This window comes from Chromohalobacter canadensis, assembly GCF_029544075.1.
GTDB lineage: Bacteria > Pseudomonadota > Gammaproteobacteria > Pseudomonadales > Halomonadaceae > Chromohalobacter > Chromohalobacter canadensis_A.
The window spans coordinates 130,693-147,418 of record NZ_JAJQJH010000007.1 but is presented as its reverse complement, the minus strand read 5'-3'; the positions used below and the strand labels follow the sequence as shown (position 1 = coordinate 147,418).

The window sequence follows — 16,726 nt, the reverse complement described above, 5'->3', positions numbered from 1 at the left end:
CTCGATCCGTGAACACTCAGTCCGTGAAAACTCGGTCCTTGAAAACTCGGTCTTTGAAAACAAAGGGGGCCGTTATGATAACGGCCCCATCGCGTCACGCAAACGTTAGGTGACGAACGTCACTCACCAAAGCTGATGGTCGGTGACTCGTCGGACTGCGCGTCGATCCCCTCGGCCACGGAGCGTGCCACCTGGCGGAACGTCTGCGCGACGTTTCCTTCAGGGTCAGCGATCACACTGGGCTTGCCGCCATCTGCCTGCTCGCGAATCGTGCCGTCGAGGGGCAATTGACCCAATAACCGGGTCTGGTACTGCTCCGCAATGCGCTCGCCGCCACCGCTACCGAAGATCGGCTCCTGATGGCCACACTGCGAGCAGACATGCTGGCTCATGTTCTCGACGACGCCCAGCACCGGCACGTTGACCTTGCGGAACATCTCGATACCCTTCTTGGCATCGAGTAACGCGATGTCCTGAGGCGTGGTCACGATCACCGCACCGCTTACCGGCACTTTCTGCGCCAGAGTCAGCTGCACATCGCCGGTGCCCGGTGGCATATCGACGAACAGGTAATCGAGATCTTTCCAGGCGGTTTGATTGAGCAACTGCTGGAAAGCCCCGGCCACCATCGGACCGCGCCAGACCATAGGTTCATCGACATCCACCATGAACGCCATGGACATCGCCTGTAGACCATGAGCCTCCAGCGGCTTGAAGGCATTTTCACCCGCTGGCTGCGGCCGTACACCCGGGGCGATTCCCAGCATTTGCGCCTGGCTGGGACCGTAAATATCAGCATCGAGCAGTCCCACTCGGTACCCCTCGGCGGCCATCGCCAAGGCCAGATTGACGGTCACGGTGGACTTGCCGACGCCCCCCTTACCCGACGCCACGGCGACGATATGCTTCACGCCTTCGATCACAGCAACTCTCCTTTCCACGATATGCTCATCTGCGGTGCGCCAGCCAGGCTGACAGCTCGATACGGCCAGTATAACGTCCCGCGATGGCACTTACCCAAGCGTTTCAGTCAACTTTTCGCCAGACGCCTTCCATGCACTCGGCGCACGCAGACGGACCTTGCCGTCTCAACTCTCAGGCATGACCTCAAGCTTGATGCGAATGAAATCGCTGTGGCTGACATAAAGGAGATCGGCGAGACGCCGAACGCGGTGTTCTTCCAAGGCATCGAGTTCACCGTCGGCAAAAGCCAACTGCCACATCTGCGCTACCAGCGCCACGCGATCCTCGTAGTCGTATTGCTCGCGAATCAGGCTGACGAATTCATAGTGGTCGACAGCCTGTTCGACTTCGGTTTCGGCCAACGACATCAGTTCATCGACGTCGCCCGGGGCAATCGTAAGACGCGTGGTCAATAGCTCCCGCAGTATGGACCTTTCGCTTGGGTCATGTTCGTAATCGGCACGCATGATCTCGCACAACAGGGCTGCCACCGCCAATTCCAACGTCACCTGCCGGCGCTCCGGTTGCGGGGACTCCAGCATGCGTTGAAAGAATTGCTGAATGCCTTGGATACTCAAAGGATGCTCCTATAACAAAAGATGACGTGGCCTGTGACACCTTCTGCGTGCAAGGGTTGCATCTGGCGTCTCACTCTGCCGTGGCGTAATGCGCCTTGAGGTTCATGAACTTCTCGACAAAAGCGTCCATCACCGGCGGGTCGTACTCACGCAGCCCGCTGACCACCAACTTCTTGGAGCCATGGCCAATGGCCGTTTCGCCGTCAGTCATCTTGAATTGCAGCAAGGCGTCACCCCGCTTGCCGCTGACATCCAGCGTCGCGCCGGCGAAAGCCACGCCGGCCTCGGCGACATCCAGCCGTGACAATGAGAAGCCCATGCTGTCGTAGATCACCAGCGGCCGCTGGGGGTTGAACATGACACCCTGCTCTTCCATCAGCGGTTTGAGATAATGCGGGAAATTGCGCCCTGAAAACGCCACGTAACGGCGCGTGAAGGCCTCGATGACGCCAGCGTCGTGGGTGATATCCCCACCGCGCTCGACTTCGAGATATACCTTGCCGTGAGCGTCGGTCACCTGAACGGTGTCGTCATCATGTTGCACGAAGCACAGCGGCACGCTGTCACCGACCATGCCCTTGAAGTGGAAGGTCATGCGTTGCGCCAGGCCAAAACGTGCCATCACCAAGGCGAATAGCAAATCGCCCGGCACGCAGAAGCGCCGTGCATCCGCATCGTGAATGGGATTGTAATCGCCAGCGATACACTTGGCGAAACGACTTGCCTGCTCGGCCGTAATACATAGCCGATCATCGGTCACGGTGTAAAAATCGTCGAGAAACATGCGCTTATCCCTGCCCATCAAGAAGCGCCCACCACGGCGCGGATCACGAACGCCAAGATGGTATCAAATTCATTGGCGCTCGGGCGCGGCCCCCGCACACATTTCTCAACATAGCGCCACCAGACGATAACATCGAGCGCTCAATCGGCATCCAGCTCAAGATAATGGCGAAAAATGCCGTATTCATTGTACGCCGGCGGAGTGACTGGCGAGGCAGGGGCCGGATTGCTACCATGCTCGCCTTCACTAGCACTCGACACGAGACATATGCGGTATCGCGTCAAGCTTTTCCCCGAGATCACCATCAAGTCCCGCCCCGTACGCAAGCAGATGGTTCGTTGTCTGCGCACCAACCTGCGTAACATTCTGACGCCGCTGGTCCCCGATGTGCGGATCGCCGACTGCTGGGATGCGTTGGAGGTGCGGGTCCGCCACGCTATCGACGACGCTACCCGCGAACGCCTGGAAGCAACGCTATCGCGCGTGCCCGGCATCCACGAGGTGCTGGTGATCAATGTGCATACTTTCGTCTCCTTCGCCGATACCGCCGAACGCCTGGTGGCGCTATGGCGGGCACCGCTGGCCGGCCGCCGGTTTCGCGTCAGCGTCAAGCGTCGCGGTCAGCACGACTTCACGTCGGCAGACCTCGAGCGTTACCTGGGCGGCGCGCTGCTCAATGCCAGTCCGGACGCCAAGGTGGATCTCTCCCACCCCGAGGTAAACGTCACGCTCGAGCTGCAAGACCAGCACCTGCGTCTAGTGACCCGCCGTTTGCCCGGCCTGGGCGGTTATCCGCTCGGCACCCAGGGCCAGGCACTGGCACTCATCTCGGGCGGCTACGATTCGCCGGTGGCGGCCTGGCGCTTGATCCGGCGCGGGCTCAAGACGCATTACCTGTTCTTCAATCTCGGCGGACCGGAACACGAGCAGGCCGTACGCGAGGTCGTGCATCAGGTGTGGCAGGGCTACAGTGCATCGCATCATGCCCACTTCATCAGTGTGCCTTTCGACGGCGTGCTCGATGAAATCCAGCGCCGTGTGCCCGCCGGTCTGGCGGGCGTCGTACTCAAGCGCATGATGCTGCGGGTCGCCAATCGCGTCGCGACACGCGCGCGCCTCTCGGCTCTCGTCACCGGCGATGCGCTGGCGCAGGTATCCAGTCAGAGCCTGGTCAACCTGGGGCTGATCGATGCAGTCAGCGAGCGGCCCGTTCTACGTCCGCTCATCGCCGACGACAAGCAAACCATCATCGAGGATGCACGCCGCATCGGTACCGCCGCCCATGCCGAGCGCTTGCCGGAATACTGCGGCACGATCTCACAACGCCCCAATACACGCCCCAGACCCGACCAGATCGACGCCGCCGAGGCCGACTTCGATATGGGTGTGCTCGAAGCCGCACTCGAGGCCACCCGCCAAACGCGGGTGGACCGCCTACTCGACACGCCCGCGCCGCGCACGCTCGATGTACCCGTGATCGAGGGCGCCGAGGCTCTGCACGAGGCCGATGACGTCACGGTCATCGACATTCGCCACCCCGATGAACGCGATGCCGCCCCGTTGGAGCTGCCGCGAGGCGAGCCACTGGCGATTCCGTTCTTCGAGCTTGGCGAACGCGCCGCGCACCTGCCGGCGCATCGGCGCTACGCGCTATATTGCGATCAGGGCATCATGAGCAAAATGCAGGCGCTTCGGCTCGCCGACCAGGGGCTGACGAACTTCGTCGTCTATCGCGGTAATAGCCACGCCGATCACTGACCCGTCATTCGTCGTCAACGCAGGGGGCCCATGCATTCACCCGCTCTCGCCATTCGCCGCACACCGTTGGTCGCCGTGTACGGCACGCTCAAGCATGGCCTACGCAATCACCATTGGCTCGCAGGCGCCGAGTTCATTGGTGCGGATACGCTCAGTGATGTCACCCTCTACGACCTGGGGCATTGCCCCGGCGCCAAGGCGGAGCCCTCCCACGGCATCGAAGTGGAACTCTACCGGGTCGATGCGCAAGGGCTACGCGATCTCGACCAACTCGAGGATTATCGCGTGCGCGCGCCGCACAACGGCACCTACGACCGTATCATTCATCGCACCGCCTTCGGCCCCGCATGGCTTTATCTCTACAATCTCGATGTCACGGGGTGTCCAGCCATCCGCACCGGCGGCTGGCCAAGCACGCCCTGAGCGTACCCTTACCGAGGTGTTACAAGCACCGGCCGCGTGGATGTTGTCTTCCGCATCACGGATGCAGCCAAGCGCCAAGCGGGCTACAATCGCCTTTTCGTCGATGTCGTTCGCGACGCCTTCTTTCGTTTCCGACTTTCGTCACTAGAGCCGCCATGCCGACTACCGCCAACGCCAAGCGCAAGATCCTGGTTACCAGTGCCCTGCCCTATGCCAACGGCTCGATACATCTGGGCCATTTGCTCGAGTATATCCAGACCGATATCTGGGTGCGCTTCCAGAAAAGCCGCGGCCACGAGTGCCATTATGTCTGTGCCGACGATGCCCATGGCACCGCCATCATGTTGCGCGCGGAGCAGGAAGGCATCACCTCGGAGCAACTGATCAGCAACGTTAGCGCCGAGCATCAGGCCGATTTCGCCCGCTTCGGAGTGGCGTTCGACAACTATCATTCGACGCACTCGGAAGAGAACCGCCAGCACAGCGAGCGCATCTATAAAGCGCTACGCGACGCCGGGCATATCTCCACGCGCGACATCGAGCAGATGTACGACCCGATCAAAGGGTTGTTCCTCGCCGACCGTTTCATCAAGGGCACCTGCCCCAAGTGCCATAGCGACGATCAATACGGCGATAACTGCGAAGCGTGCGGTGCGACCTACACGCCGGCCGAACTGATCGATCCGGTCTCGGCGATCAGCGGCGCCACGCCGGAAGTTCGCACGTCCACACACTATTTCTTCAAGCTTCCTGACTTTGCCGATTTCATGCAGGGCTGGATCAATGGCGGTCATGTGCAGCCGCAGATTCGCAACAAGCTGCTGGAGTGGTTCGAGTCAGGCTTCAACGAGTGGGACATCTCCCGCGACGCGCCCTACTTCGGCTTCGAGATCCCCGATGCGCCGGGCAAGTATTTCTATGTCTGGCTGGACGCGCCGATCGGTTACCTGGCCAGCTTCCAGAACCTCTGCGAGCGTGAGGGCATCGACTTCGACAGCTACTGGCGCCGCGACTCGGAAGCAGAGGTCTATCACTTCATCGGCAAGGACATCGTCTACTTCCACGCCCTGTTCTGGCCGGCGATGCTAGAGGGCGCGGGGCTGCGCACGCCGACCGGCGTCAATTGCCACGGCTTCGTCACCGTCAACGGCGCCAAGATGTCCAAGTCCCGTGGCACCTTCATCAAGGCGCAGACCTACGCCGAGTATCTCAACCCCGAATATCTGCGCTACTACTTCGCTGCCAAGCTCACCGCCGGGGTCGACGATCTCGATCTCAATCTCGAAGACTTCGCCTCGCGCGTGAACTCGGACTTGGTCGGCAAGGTGGTCAATATCGCCAGCCGCTGCGCAGGCTTCGTCAAGAAGCTGGGCGACGGGCAACTCGCCGCGCGCTGCGTCGAGCCCGAGCTGGTGGCGCATTTCGTGGACGCTGGCGAGGCCATCGCCGCCGATTACGAGGCACGCGAATTCGGCCGCGCCATGCGCAAGATCATGGAGCTCGCCGACGAGGCCAATGCCTATATCGCCGACAAGGCGCCCTGGGTACTGGCCAAGGAAGAAGGCCGCGAGCAAGAAGTGCTCGATATCTGCTCGGTGGGGATCAACCTGTTCCACGTGCTGATGGTCTACTTGCAGCCCGTGGTGCCGACCATGGCCGAGCAGGCACGCGTCTTTCTACAGGTCGATTCTCTCGACTGGGGAAGCCGCCATCATGTGCTCGAAGACCATGCCATCGCCAAGTTCAAGCCGCTGATGACCCGCGTCGATACCGACAAGATCGCGCAGATGACCGAGGCGTCCAAGGAAGTGCTTGCCGAAGAGCAGAAGCTCAAGGAACAGGCCAAGGGCCCCCTCGCCGACGATCCAATCGCCGATGAGATCAGCTTCGACGATTTCGCCAAGCTCGATATGCGCATCGTGCGTATTGCCAAGGCCGAGTACGTCGAGGGCGCCAAGAAACTGCTCAAGTTGACGCTCGACTTGGGCGGTGAGACACGCACCGTGTTCTCGGGCATCCGTGCCGTCTACGCGCCCGAAGCCCTGGAGGGGCGCCTGACCGTGATGGTCGCCAACCTGGCGCCGCGCAAGATGCGTTTCGGCGTTTCGGAAGGCATGGTGCTGGCCGCTGGCGACCAGGAGGGCGGCATCTATCTGCTGTCGCCGGATAGCGGTGCGGAACCCGGCCAGCGCGTGACCTGAGGAGGTAAGGTGTCCGCTAATCGCGCGCTCATCGAGACCCTCGATGCCGAACTGCCGCAGACGCAATGCGGCAAGTGCGGGCATCCCGGCTGTCGCCCCTATGCCGAAGGCATTGCCGCCGGCGAGGCGATCAATAAATGCCCGCCCGGTGGCGAGGCGACTATGGCGCGGCTGGCCGAGTTGACAGGCCAGGCGCGCCAGCCCCTCGCGCAGCCCGCGGAGTCTCCCAAGGTAGCGTATATTCGCGAGGCAGAGTGCATCGGCTGCACCAAGTGCATCCAAGCGTGCCCGGTGGACGCTATCCTCGGCGCAGCCAAGCAGATGCATACGGTGATCGAATCCGAATGCACCGGCTGTGAACTCTGCGTGGCACCCTGCCCGGTCGACTGCATCGATATCCTGCCGCATCCCGAATGGGTCGCCGCCGAGACACAAGCCCAGCAAGACGCCTACTTGTCCAAACGTGCCGAACTGGGTCGACAACGCTACGAGGCACGCCAGCAGCGTCTCGCCCGGCAAGCTGAGGAAAAGCGACGCAAGCGCGAACGTCGTCAAGCAGCCGTGACGGCAAGCACTAAACGCGAGACAGCCCCTGCTCAGCCGACGCAACAGGACGCTGCAGCCAGCGTGGATACCACGTCACTCAAGGCGACGCGTGCCACGTTGGTCGCCGGACTCAAGCGTGTGGAACGTCAACGTCAGCGCGACGGGCTAGATCCCGAGGCACGCCGAGCGCTCGATGAACGCGCCGATACGCTGACCTCGCGCCTGGCGGACGTCGACCGGCAACTCGGCAACGCCCAGGCACCGCGCGCCGACTCCTCTACTACGCACCATCGGCGCATGGCCGTCAAAGCCGCCGAGCAGTCATTGCGCAAGGCTCGCCAACAAGTCACGCATGCCCAGCGCCATGGCGATGCCGCCAGCCTCGAGGCCGCGCATGGCCAGGTCGACGAAGCCCAGCGCATGCTCGACGCAGCCCGTGCCGCGTTCGATTCTCCCTCATCGACGTGATTCCCCCATGAACGCTCAAAAACGCTACGAGATCTTTTCGCGCCTGCGCGATCACAACCCCACGCCGACCACGGAACTTCACTGGCAGACGCCTTTCGAGCTACTGACGGCGGTGCTGTTGTCCGCCCAGGCCACGGATGTCGGCGTCAACAAGGCCACCGCGCGCTTGTTCCCCGTCGCCAATACCCCGCAGGGCATCCTCGACCTGGGCATCGATGGGCTCAAGGACAAGATCAAGACCATCGGCCTGTACAACAGCAAGGCCGACAACCTGATGAAAACCTGCCACCTGTTGCTCGAACGGCACGGCGGCGAGGTACCGGACACCCGCGAGGCACTGGAAGCGCTACCCGGTGTCGGGCGAAAGACCGCCAACGTGATTCTCAATACTGCGTTCGGCCAGCCGACCATGGCGGTGGACACGCATATCTTCCGGGTCGCCAATCGCACGCGCATCGCACCGGGCAAGAACGTGCTCGAGGTCGAGCAGAAACTGATGCGCCACGTGCCCAAGGACTTTCTGCACGATGCCCATCATTGGCTAATTCTGCACGGGCGCTACACCTGCGTGGCGCGCAAGCCACGCTGCGGAAGCTGCGTGATCGAGGATCTCTGCGAGTACAAGGACAAGACCGAAATCGAATGAACGCAGCGTGATCGCAGCAAGATGCGTGCATCATCACCCCATGAGCACCTCGCGATACGCCTCGCGCCACGCCGGCCATTGCCAGGCTCGCGCGTCGGGCAGCGCCGGGCGTGACGCCGGCTGGGTCAGCCATTGCGCCAGCGTGGCCTCGAGCGTCGTTTGATCGCCCGCGTAGCGATACGCCGACGCATAATACTCGGGAAAGCACAGGCGGTCCGGCACCAGCGGTACGCAGCCATGGGTCACTGCCTCCATGACCGCCAGCCCCTGGAATTCATGATCGGTCGTAGATACCACGATATCGGCGCTGTCGAGCATGTCTCGGTAGACATCACCGGGCTGCTCGCCCCAGCACACGACGCGCTCACCCAGCCACGCACGCGCCGCCTCGAAGACCGGCGGCTGATCGCGGAACTGCTGGCCCATTACCGCTACCTCGAAGTCGATGCCTCGCGTGGCCAACGTTTCCAGTGCAGTAAAGAACGCCTCGGGGTTCTTGTCATATTCCCAGCGATGATTCCACAGAATTCGCTGCCCCGAGCGCGCGGGCTTGGGCATCTCCTCGGACAAGGGCACGGGGAGCACCACAGCCTTATCGGCGACGCGTGACAACACGGAGTCGAGCGGCAGGCGCTCAGGCATGCGTTTGAGGAATTCGCGCGCCCCGCGCAATAGGCTGTCGCGGTTGTAGGCACTGTTGAAGACGACGACATCCGCCGCCAGGGCCGCGTAGAGATTGACCATTAGCGGCTCGGCGCGGATGCGTTGGCCCTTGGGAAGCGGATAGGCAAACTGGTTTTCATGGAAGTACACGACCTTGCGCGCACGCGCCAGCGAGGGGCAAAGGCCCACCAAGGTCGCCAGATCGACCATCGAGGTCGCGACGACCAGATCGTAGTCCTCATGGAGACAGTCGATCTCCTGGCCCAGCCAGGTCAGAGGGTTGCCGCGGATACGCCAGGGAAAATGCCGTGGTGGCAGTTCCAATCGCCGCCAGTCGATCTCGGGGAACTGCTGCTGCAGCCCATCCGCCCAGTGCCGGTGACTCACGGCTGCGTAGGCGGAAAGCAATAAGGCCTTCACGCGCGCCTCCTGGATAAAAGGCGCCATGGTAGCCAAGCCCGGAGGCTGACGGAAGCGGACCGCCAAAAGGCGGGAGTAGAATCCGCTAGTGCCCGGTATCCTCGCTTTCGGAGTCTTCACTCAGCGTTTCATCGGTAGTGTCTCTACCTGGCTCAGTACTCGCGTCAGACGGTGGCAGCGAGGCATCCGAGGACGACATGGCCCCGCTCCCTTGAGCGCCGCGTCGATAGATCACCTTACGCGTGCCGCCGGCACAGCTTCCCACGACTTCCCCTCCGGCGAGAGCGTCGTCCTCACGGACCCCCTCCTCGTCGACGCGTTCGCTGGCGATAATATCGAGCGCAAAGTCCTCGACACCATTAGCACGAATCTTGGCTTCGATCTCATCCTGAAGGACATCGCAGGCCATCACGCCGGAAACATTGTCACCTCCGTCATCGCGCGGTTCTTCCTGAGCGCTGGCGATGACCGGCAACGCCATCATTCCCAGTGCCAGCCCTTTTACCCACCAATGACTCATCATGTTCGCCTCCTCTAGCGTGACGCACTCAGATTCAATTCGCCGGTCTGCGCCACGGCACGCTGATAGTCCGGCCGCTCACGCACCCGCGCCAACCAATCGACAATGGCGGGGAAATCCTTGATGCCACGTCGTGATTCGACAGCCAACACGGGGAAACTCATCTGAATATCTGCCGCCGTGAAGTCTGAGCCGGCAAACCATGCATGCTCGGCGAGCGTGGACTCCCAGAAAGCCAGATGCCGCTCGATCTCAGGGTTCAGAAACTTGGCTTGTACACCCTGTCCTAATTTGCCCGCCACAGGACGCAACAACGCCGGCACCGGCGGCTTACCCAAACGCGAAAAAACCAGATGCATCACCAACGGTGGCATTGCGGAGCCTTCGGCGTAATGCAGCCAATAACGGTAGTCGCGATGCTCAGGCGTCCCCACCGGCGGTGCCAAATGGCCCTCGTCGTAACGTTCGATCAAGTAGTCGATGATCGCCCCAGACTCGGCCACGGTCAGCCCCTCGTCGACGATCAGCGGCGCCTTGCCGAGTGGATGAAGACGCTTGAGACTCTCCGGCGCCAGCAATGTCTGCGGATAGCGATGATGGGTCACGAGCTCATAAGCTTGCTGCAGGGCTTCAAGTAACCAGACGATGCGTAGCGAGCGGGAGTTGTCGAGGTGATGCACGGTAATCATGCGCGGCTCCATCGGGATGATAAAAGGTTGGGCCCGCTCTAAGCGGCGAGGGTCCCCGCTCGAATGATTGCCCTAGGCGTCGTGGAAATAAAAAACGCCACTCCTCCAGAAGCCGTAGCTCCAAAGATAGTGGCGTTGGTAATCGCGTGCACGATAATAGTGATCGATAGAAACGCTCAGCGATCCTCGAACATTTCGTCGCCAGTATCATCAATAAAGCGCTGCGCCTTGCGCAACGTCAACTCGATACAATCCTCACGGCTAGACACGATATCCGAGCGCTCGAAGCGATGTTCGAGTGTTTCACCGCCTGCGATGGGCTTGCGAATCCAGCCGCTGACCCGGTACTGACCACCGGCATCCTGCGGGTCCGGCGTAATCAAATAACCTTCGTAGTCTGTCGCGGGTATTTCCTCGTCATTGACATCGCCGCTGCGAAACAAGCCCTCGATGAGTCGTTTCAGCATGAAGCCTCCTGCGCGCTGGCTATGCGTTGAACGCCGCCCGGCCGGGAGACGTTCAACGCGAGTGGATACGGATCAATTCGCATTGCGGCCTTTTGCCGCCGCGATACGCAAACGCAAGGCGTTGAGTTTGATGAAGCCTTCAGCGTCTTTCTGATCGTAGGCGCCTGCATCGTCCTCGAAGGTCGCGATGGAAGCATCGAACAGCGATTCCTCGGACTTGCGCCCGACCACGGTGGCACTGCCCTTGTAGAGCTTCATGCGTACCACGCCGTTGACGTTGCCCTGAGTCTCGTCGATGGCAGCCTGCAGCATCTTGCGCTCCGGGCTCCACCAGTAGCCGTTGTAGATGACTTCGGCGTACTTGGGCATCATCTCATCCTTGAGGTGCGCGGCTTCGCGGTCGAGCGTCAGTGACTCGATGGCGCGGTGGGCGCGCAGCATGATGGTGCCGCCCGGGGTTTCGTAGCAGCCACGAGATTTCATGCCCACATAGCGGTTCTCGACGATATCCAGACGCCCGATGCCGTTGTCGCCACCGAGCTTGTTGAGCTTGGAAAGCACCTCATGAGGCTTGAGCGGCTCGCCGTCGATAGCCACGACATCGCCTTTCTCGAAGGTCAATTCGATATACGTAGGCGTCTCCGGCGCTGCCTCCGGCGACACGCTCCAGCGCCACATGTCCTCTTCGGCTTCCGCCCAGGGATCCTCGAGAATGCCGCCTTCGTAAGAAATATGCAGCAGATTGGCGTCCATGGAGTACGGCGATTTCTTCTTGCTCTTGGAGAAGTCGACCGGAATGTCGTGCTTCTCGCAATAATCCATCAACTTCTCACGGGAGTTGAGGTCCCACTCACGCCACGGGGCAATCACTTGGACGCCGGGCTTCAACGCATAGGCGCCGAGTTCGAAGCGTACCTGATCGTTGCCCTTGCCGGTAGCGCCGTGAGAAATGGCATCGGCGCCGGTCTCGTTGGCGATCTCGATCAGCCGCTTGGCGATCAACGGCCGCGCGATGGAGGTCCCCAGTAGATATTCGCCTTCGTAGATCGTGTTGGCGCGGAACATCGGATAGACATAGTCGCGCACGAACTCTTCACGCAGGTCCTCGATATAGATTTCCTTGACGCCCAAGGCCTGTGCCTTGGTTCGCGCCGGCTCGACCTCTTCGCCCTGACCGATGTCGGCGGTAAACGTCACCACCTCGCAATCGTAGGTTTCCTGCAACCACTTGACGATGACGGACGTATCCAGGCCGCCGGAATAGGCGAGGACGACCTTGTTCACATCGGACATGCGGGACTCCTGAAAAGATGGATATTGATCGAATGGTTCGGCTGCGTGAACACAGCGAGAAAACGTCACCCGATTATAGCGCCGAGCGAGGCTGACGAATACCGAGCGGCGGGACGTCGAGGGGCGAAAATGCTACACTCGCTGCCACTTTGTCGCCCCGCCCCGGGTGTGGCGACGCTATCGAGACCGCATCGGGATGGGAGCAAAAGCATGAGCGACGGCCAGGCACGCGATTTGATGGCTCAACGTTTTCGAGGCTTTCTCCCTGTTGTCGTCGATCTGGAAACCGGGGGTTTCAACGCCCAGAGTGACGCTCTGCTCGAGATCGCCGCGGTGACCCTGACCATGGACGAGCAAGGCAACCTGATGCCTGATACCACGCACGCCTTCCACGTCAAACCCTTCGACGGGGCAAACATCGAGCAGGCTGCACTGGACTTCACCGGCATCGACCTGGATAGCCCATTGCGCCAGCAAGTGGCATTGAGCGAGCACGACGCGTTGGGCGAAATCTTCAAGCCAGTGCGCAAGGCGATCAAGGCCAACCAATGCACTCGCGCCATCTTGGTCGGCCATAACGCCGCTTTCGACCAGGGCTTCTTGAATGCCGCCATCGAACGCAACGGCATCAAGCGCAACCCTTTTCATCCGTTTTCGTGTTTCGATACCGCCACGCTGGGTGGTTTGATCTACGGCCAGACCGTACTGGCACGCGCCTGCCGTGCGGCGGGCATACAGTTCGATAACGACTCGGCTCACTCAGCCCGTTACGATACCGAGCGCACCGCCGAGTTATTCTGTGCCATGATCAACCGTTACAAAGATCTCGGCGGCTGGGAGCTGGCCCAGAAGGAACAAAGCATGGGCGAGGACTGACGCGACACGTCATACTCGCTTGTCACCCATACGAAAGCCCTGCCGATGTTCATCGGCAGGGCTTTTCGATGCGCCAAGGCCCTTCCAGGGAAGGACGTCCGGCTCAACGCCTCACTCCTGTTCGGTTTCGGCGTTGGCTGTGGCTTCCTTGATTAGTTTCTCCAACTCACCGCTTTCGTACATTTCCACGATGATGTCGCAGCCGCCAACCAGTTCGCCATTGACCCACAGCTGCGGAAAGGTCGGCCAGTTGGCGTATTTGGGCAATTCAGTACGAATGTCCGGATTGTCGAGGATGTTGACGAAGGCGAAACGCTCACCGCACGCCATGACCGCCTGCACCGCCTGGGCGGAAAAGCCGCACTGTGGCAGCTGAGGGGTGCCTTTCATATAGAGCAGAATCGTGTTTTCGCCGATTTGCTGCTGGATGTTCTCGAGAGTCGTGCTCATCTCAGTTTCCTCACGCGGGGCGGCTTGCCATTGGCCGGCACCACCGCAATACATCGGGTGAATGTACCTCCATTCTACTGATGGCGAGCGCCGAAAACAGCCCTCGTAACGCCGACACTCTTGATATCGACAATTGCGCCTTCTCGGCAGCCTGGCTAGGATGGTCGACTTTCCGCACGGCCCGCATGTCGCCCTTGCAAGGCCGAGCGTCGCAGAAAGCCGGGCCTCGGGGCGCGTCTTGGCTGGGACGCTCACGCGCTTTCATCGGTGGGCGTCGTCGCCCTGATATGCCGTGGATCACATTTGAAAGGAGCGTCGCCATGGCCACACGCCACTTCTTGACCTTGCTCGATTTGTCACCCGAGGAACTTAATCACCTCATTCAGCGTGCGATCACGATCAAGAACCGCCTCAAAGCGCAAGGGCCGACCTATACGCCTTTCACCAATCGCACCCTGGCGATGTTTTTCGAGAAGTCCTCGACGCGCACGCGGGTTTCCTTCGAAACCGCCATGGCACATTTCGGCGGCCATGCATTGTTCCTTTCTCCTCGAGACACGCAGCTAGGACGCGGCGAGCCGATCGGCGACACCGCTCGCGTTCTCGCCGAGATGGTGGACATCGTCATGATCCGCACCTTCTCGCATGCCGGGCTCGAAGAATACGCCGCCGCCAGCCAGGTTCCGGTCATCAACGCACTGACCGATGACTATCACCCTTGCCAGCTTCTGGCCGATGTCATGACCTGGACCGAATGCCGCGGGTCGGTGAAGGGCAAGACCGCGGTCTGGATCGGTGACGGCAACAACATGTGTCATTCGTGGATCAATGCCGCACGGCAGTTCGATTTCCGGCTGCGCATCTGCTGTCCGCCAGGCTACGAGCCGAATGCCGACCTCGTGGCGGCCGCCGGCGATCGCGTGGAGATATCGCACGACCCACAGCAGGCGGTGCAAGGCGCGGGGCTAATCACCACGGACGTCTGGGCCTCGATGGGCCAGGAAGAGGAACAAGCCAAGCGCGAGCGGGATTTCGACGGCTTTCAGGTCACCGAGGCATTGCTCGACCGCGCCGCCGATAGTGCGCTGTTTCTACATTGCCTGCCCGCGCATCGTGGCGAAGAAATCAGCACGACTCTGCTCGACGATCCGCGTGCCGTGGTATGGCAAGAAGCCGGCAATCGCCTGCACGCCCAGAAGGCTTTGATCGAATTCCTCCTGCTCGGCAAAGTCGACGACTAACTTACCGACCTACCACGAAACGATGCCGCCCGGGCGGCATCGTTTCTTTCTTTCTGCGACGCCCTGTCTTGCCCTGCGCGCCACGCGCGCCGAATTGCCCTTCCTGTAACTTCACTACCACGGCACGACCCTACCCGACACCCCGCTTTGCGACGAAGCCACTCGCAGGTACGCTTCCAACACCCCGCGAGCGTTGATTTTTTACTACCTGAGCGTCGCCAATGTCTACGTTGACGCCACCCCGCCAAACGCCGACTTTTCTCTTTACGAGCTCCGCGCTCACAGGCTTCGTGCCTTGCCGTCACTGTACGGCAGATATGCCTTTCATCGAGTCGAGACTACGGCAGGAGAACAGCATGTTTCTCATCGAGCAACGCAACAATGAACGTACCATCGAGTGCCCGGCGTGCAGCGTCAGCGAGACGATCAATGACGACGAGCGCCTGCAAGCCTTCGAAGAGCGCCATGCCGAGGACGGTATGCAATACCGATGTCTGGAATGCGGCGCCAGCGGCCCTGCCAGCCCTTGAGGGAAAACATTGCCGTCGACCGTTTAACGTTAGACGCTAGGCAAGATACGAAAAAAGCCGCCGACGCGATGCGTCGGCGGCTTGATATTAGGCGGATCTGGTGGAGCCTAGCGGGTTCGAACCGCTGACCTCAACACTGCCAGTGTTGCGCTCTCCCAACTGAGCTAAGGCCCCATGTCGATATCGCATCGTGCGATGCGTTTATCTACTTGCCAAAGGATATATCCGTGATAGTGCCCCTGGAACGCTGCGTATACTACGACTGCTATCCATTCATGTCAATGCGTACCTGTCATGCGCCAAAGGCCACTCAGCACTAGCGCCACGCAGCGCGCGAAACTGCAAAACCCACGGCAGCATAAAGCCAATATTACTGTTAAGTTGATTGAGCGCATCGCTACCACCACATAGCGCATGGAGCTGAAGCATTACATAATGGCCGCCACATAAGGGCCAACATACCCCTTATTTCGTTAACCGGCGATTGATTGCAGGAGTTCCCTTGATCAAGGTTCTTGTCGCTGATGATCACCATCTAGTTCGTACTAGCATTGCCCGAATGCTGGATTCCGAAGACGGCTTGCACGTTATCGCCGAGGCCGTCGATGGCGAAGAAGCCGTCAACATGGCACGTGAAATGCGCCCCGATATCGTATTGATGGATATACGCATGCCCGGTATCGGTGGACTCGAAGCCACGCGCAAGATCATGCGTGGCATGTCGGATATCAAGGTTGTGATCGTGACAGCATTCCTCGAAGAAGCGTTTGCCCAGCGCCTCATGGATGCTGGCGCCGCCGGGTTCATCAGCAAGGGCACAGAGCTCGATGAAATGGTCCGCGCGATCCGTGCCATCTTCGGGGGACAACGCTACATCAGCCCGGATATCGCCCAGAAGGTCGTGCTGTCCAAGATAGGCTCGCAGGACAACCCTTTCGACCAACTCTCGCATCGCGAGCTACAAGTGGCGATGATGATCGTCAACTGCCAGAAGGTCAGCGATATCTCCGACCGACTCTTCCTGAGTCCCAAGACCGTCAACACGTATCGCTACCGCATTTTCGAAAAACTGAATGTGCAATCTGATGTCGAGCTCACCCACCTGGGGCTGCGTTACGGCTTGATAGACGGCTACGAAGCCTCTTGATACCTGGTGTCGCCGGCGCCTCGACTCGGGTCTCCGGCGCCCCTTTCCCTTTGATATACTAAC

18 protein-coding genes and 1 tRNA gene are annotated in these 16,726 nt (G+C 60.5%); 9 read left to right on the top strand and 10 right to left on the bottom strand.

Annotated elements, in window-relative coordinates; translation table 11 throughout:
* Positions 1–119: 119 nt before the first annotated feature.
* From apbC to LUN51_RS10930, 3 genes are all read right to left on the bottom strand, one after another.
* The gene (gene apbC / locus LUN51_RS10940) at positions 120–920 is read right to left on the bottom strand and encodes an iron-sulfur cluster carrier protein ApbC (protein ID WP_277811279.1); all 801 of its coding nucleotides are present in this window, start codon (positions 918–920) and stop codon (positions 120–122) included.
* Between the two features lie 168 nt (positions 921–1,088).
* Complete coding sequence (locus tag LUN51_RS10935) at positions 1,089–1,541, bottom strand: TerB family tellurite resistance protein (RefSeq protein ID WP_431355571.1); 453 nt, start codon at positions 1,539–1,541, stop codon at positions 1,089–1,091.
* 70 nt (positions 1,542–1,611) lie between these two features.
* Positions 1,612–2,325: a DUF3581 family protein gene (locus LUN51_RS10930; RefSeq protein WP_277811268.1), complete on the bottom strand. Its 714-nt coding sequence runs from the start codon at positions 2,323–2,325 to the stop codon at positions 1,612–1,614.
* A 267-nt stretch (positions 2,326–2,592) separates the two neighbouring features.
* Between LUN51_RS10930 and thiI the strand changes: the two genes are divergently transcribed.
* The 5 genes from thiI to nth all read left to right on the top strand — a co-directional run bounded on the left by thiI (position 2,593) and on the right by nth (position 8,367).
* The gene (gene thiI, locus LUN51_RS10925) at positions 2,593–4,083 is read left to right on the top strand and encodes a tRNA uracil 4-sulfurtransferase ThiI (protein WP_246940644.1); all 1,491 of its coding nucleotides are present in this window, start codon (positions 2,593–2,595) and stop codon (positions 4,081–4,083) included.
* Positions 4,084–4,113: 30 nt separating this feature from the next.
* Positions 4,114–4,506 carry a gamma-glutamylcyclotransferase family protein gene (locus tag LUN51_RS10920; RefSeq protein WP_246894177.1) on the top strand — a complete coding sequence of 131 codons (393 nt, stop codon included), beginning with the start codon at positions 4,114–4,116 and terminating at the stop codon, positions 4,504–4,506.
* A gap of 155 nt (positions 4,507–4,661) precedes the next feature.
* Positions 4,662–6,707, top strand: a complete 2,046-nt coding sequence (gene metG / locus LUN51_RS10915) for a methionine--tRNA ligase (RefSeq protein WP_246894178.1) — start codon at positions 4,662–4,664, stop codon at positions 6,705–6,707.
* Between the two features lie 9 nt (positions 6,708–6,716).
* Positions 6,717–7,721 (top strand): electron transport complex subunit RsxB, encoded by a 1,005-nt coding sequence (gene rsxB / locus LUN51_RS10910; RefSeq protein ID WP_246894179.1) that lies wholly within the window; start codon positions 6,717–6,719, stop codon positions 7,719–7,721.
* A 7-nt stretch (positions 7,722–7,728) separates the two neighbouring features.
* Positions 7,729–8,367, top strand: a complete 639-nt coding sequence (gene nth / locus LUN51_RS10905) for an endonuclease III (protein WP_246894180.1) — start codon at positions 7,729–7,731, stop codon at positions 8,365–8,367.
* A gap of 33 nt (positions 8,368–8,400) precedes the next feature.
* Here the strand turns inward: nth and LUN51_RS10900 are convergent, their stop codons facing one another.
* From LUN51_RS10900 to LUN51_RS10880, 5 genes are all read right to left on the bottom strand, one after another.
* The gene (locus tag LUN51_RS10900; RefSeq protein ID WP_246894181.1) at positions 8,401–9,450 is read right to left on the bottom strand and encodes a tRNA-queuosine alpha-mannosyltransferase domain-containing protein; all 1,050 of its coding nucleotides are present in this window, start codon (positions 9,448–9,450) and stop codon (positions 8,401–8,403) included.
* Positions 9,451–9,535: 85 nt separating this feature from the next.
* Entirely contained in the window at positions 9,536–9,973 is a 438-nt protein-coding gene (locus LUN51_RS10895; RefSeq protein WP_277811267.1) for a DUF1161 domain-containing protein, read from the bottom strand.
* An 11-nt stretch (positions 9,974–9,984) separates the two neighbouring features.
* Positions 9,985–10,659 carry a glutathione S-transferase gene (locus LUN51_RS10890; RefSeq protein WP_277811266.1) on the bottom strand — a complete coding sequence of 225 codons (675 nt, stop codon included), beginning with the start codon at positions 10,657–10,659 and terminating at the stop codon, positions 9,985–9,987.
* A 176-nt stretch (positions 10,660–10,835) separates the two neighbouring features.
* Positions 10,836–11,126, bottom strand: a complete 291-nt coding sequence (locus tag LUN51_RS10885) for an HlyU family transcriptional regulator (RefSeq protein ID WP_246894184.1) — start codon at positions 11,124–11,126, stop codon at positions 10,836–10,838.
* Between the two features lie 72 nt (positions 11,127–11,198).
* On the bottom strand, positions 11,199–12,419 hold the full coding sequence (locus tag LUN51_RS10880; RefSeq protein ID WP_246894185.1) for an argininosuccinate synthase: 1,221 nt from the start codon (positions 12,417–12,419) through the stop codon (positions 11,199–11,201).
* 210 nt (positions 12,420–12,629) lie between these two features.
* Here LUN51_RS10880 and rnt point away from each other — a divergent pair, with 210 nt between their 5' ends.
* Positions 12,630–13,295, top strand: a complete 666-nt coding sequence (gene rnt / locus LUN51_RS10875; RefSeq protein WP_246894186.1) for a ribonuclease T — start codon at positions 12,630–12,632, stop codon at positions 13,293–13,295.
* Positions 13,296–13,406: 111 nt separating this feature from the next.
* Here the strand turns inward: rnt and grxD are convergent, their stop codons facing one another.
* Positions 13,407–13,745, bottom strand: coding sequence for a Grx4 family monothiol glutaredoxin (gene grxD / locus LUN51_RS10870; protein WP_246894187.1), 339 nt, complete (start codon positions 13,743–13,745; stop codon positions 13,407–13,409).
* A gap of 320 nt (positions 13,746–14,065) precedes the next feature.
* Here grxD and argF point away from each other — a divergent pair, with 320 nt between their 5' ends.
* Together argF and LUN51_RS10860 are read left to right on the top strand one after the other, a co-directional pair.
* Positions 14,066–14,986, top strand: coding sequence for an ornithine carbamoyltransferase (gene argF / locus LUN51_RS10865; RefSeq protein WP_246894188.1), 921 nt, complete (start codon positions 14,066–14,068; stop codon positions 14,984–14,986).
* Positions 14,987–15,342: 356 nt separating this feature from the next.
* A complete protein-coding gene (locus LUN51_RS10860) occupies positions 15,343–15,516 on the top strand; it encodes a hypothetical protein (protein WP_175575896.1) in 174 nt (57 codons plus the stop codon).
* A gap of 98 nt (positions 15,517–15,614) precedes the next feature.
* On the opposite strand, the gene LUN51_RS10855 is transcribed toward LUN51_RS10860, so the two are convergent.
* A tRNA-Ala gene (locus tag LUN51_RS10855) sits at positions 15,615–15,690 on the bottom strand.
* A gap of 328 nt (positions 15,691–16,018) precedes the next feature.
* Here LUN51_RS10855 and uvrY point away from each other — a divergent pair.
* Positions 16,019–16,663 carry a UvrY/SirA/GacA family response regulator transcription factor gene (gene uvrY, locus LUN51_RS10850; protein WP_040241657.1) on the top strand — a complete coding sequence of 215 codons (645 nt, stop codon included), beginning with the start codon at positions 16,019–16,021 and terminating at the stop codon, positions 16,661–16,663.
* The last annotated feature ends 63 nt before the right edge of the window (positions 16,664–16,726 follow it).

What these genes read in the sequence shown, in the direction of transcription:
- LUN51_RS10930 (WP_277811268.1), bottom strand. Translation starts at nt 2,325, where the DNA reads ATGTTTCTCGACGATTTTTACACCGTGACCGATGATCGGCTATGTATT.
- thiI (WP_246940644.1), top strand. Translation starts at nt 2,593, where the DNA reads ATGCGGTATCGCGTCAAGCTTTTCCCCGAGATCACCATCAAGTCCCGC.
- LUN51_RS10920 (WP_246894177.1), top strand. Translation starts at nt 4,114, where the DNA reads ATGCATTCACCCGCTCTCGCCATTCGCCGCACACCGTTGGTCGCCGTG.
- metG (WP_246894178.1), top strand. Translation starts at nt 4,662, where the DNA reads ATGCCGACTACCGCCAACGCCAAGCGCAAGATCCTGGTTACCAGTGCC.
- nth (WP_246894180.1), top strand. Translation starts at nt 7,729, where the DNA reads ATGAACGCTCAAAAACGCTACGAGATCTTTTCGCGCCTGCGCGATCAC.
- LUN51_RS10895 (WP_277811267.1), bottom strand. Translation starts at nt 9,973, where the DNA reads ATGATGAGTCATTGGTGGGTAAAAGGGCTGGCACTGGGAATGATGGCG.
- LUN51_RS10890 (WP_277811266.1), bottom strand. Translation starts at nt 10,659, where the DNA reads ATGATTACCGTGCATCACCTCGACAACTCCCGCTCGCTACGCATCGTC.
- LUN51_RS10885 (WP_246894184.1), bottom strand. Translation starts at nt 11,126, where the DNA reads ATGCTGAAACGACTCATCGAGGGCTTGTTTCGCAGCGGCGATGTCAAT.
- LUN51_RS10880 (WP_246894185.1), bottom strand. Translation starts at nt 12,419, where the DNA reads ATGTCCGATGTGAACAAGGTCGTCCTCGCCTATTCCGGCGGCCTGGAT.
- rnt (WP_246894186.1), top strand. Translation starts at nt 12,630, where the DNA reads ATGAGCGACGGCCAGGCACGCGATTTGATGGCTCAACGTTTTCGAGGC.
- grxD (WP_246894187.1), bottom strand. Translation starts at nt 13,745, where the DNA reads ATGAGCACGACTCTCGAGAACATCCAGCAGCAAATCGGCGAAAACACG.
- argF (WP_246894188.1), top strand. Translation starts at nt 14,066, where the DNA reads ATGGCCACACGCCACTTCTTGACCTTGCTCGATTTGTCACCCGAGGAA.
- LUN51_RS10860 (WP_175575896.1), top strand. Translation starts at nt 15,343, where the DNA reads ATGTTTCTCATCGAGCAACGCAACAATGAACGTACCATCGAGTGCCCG.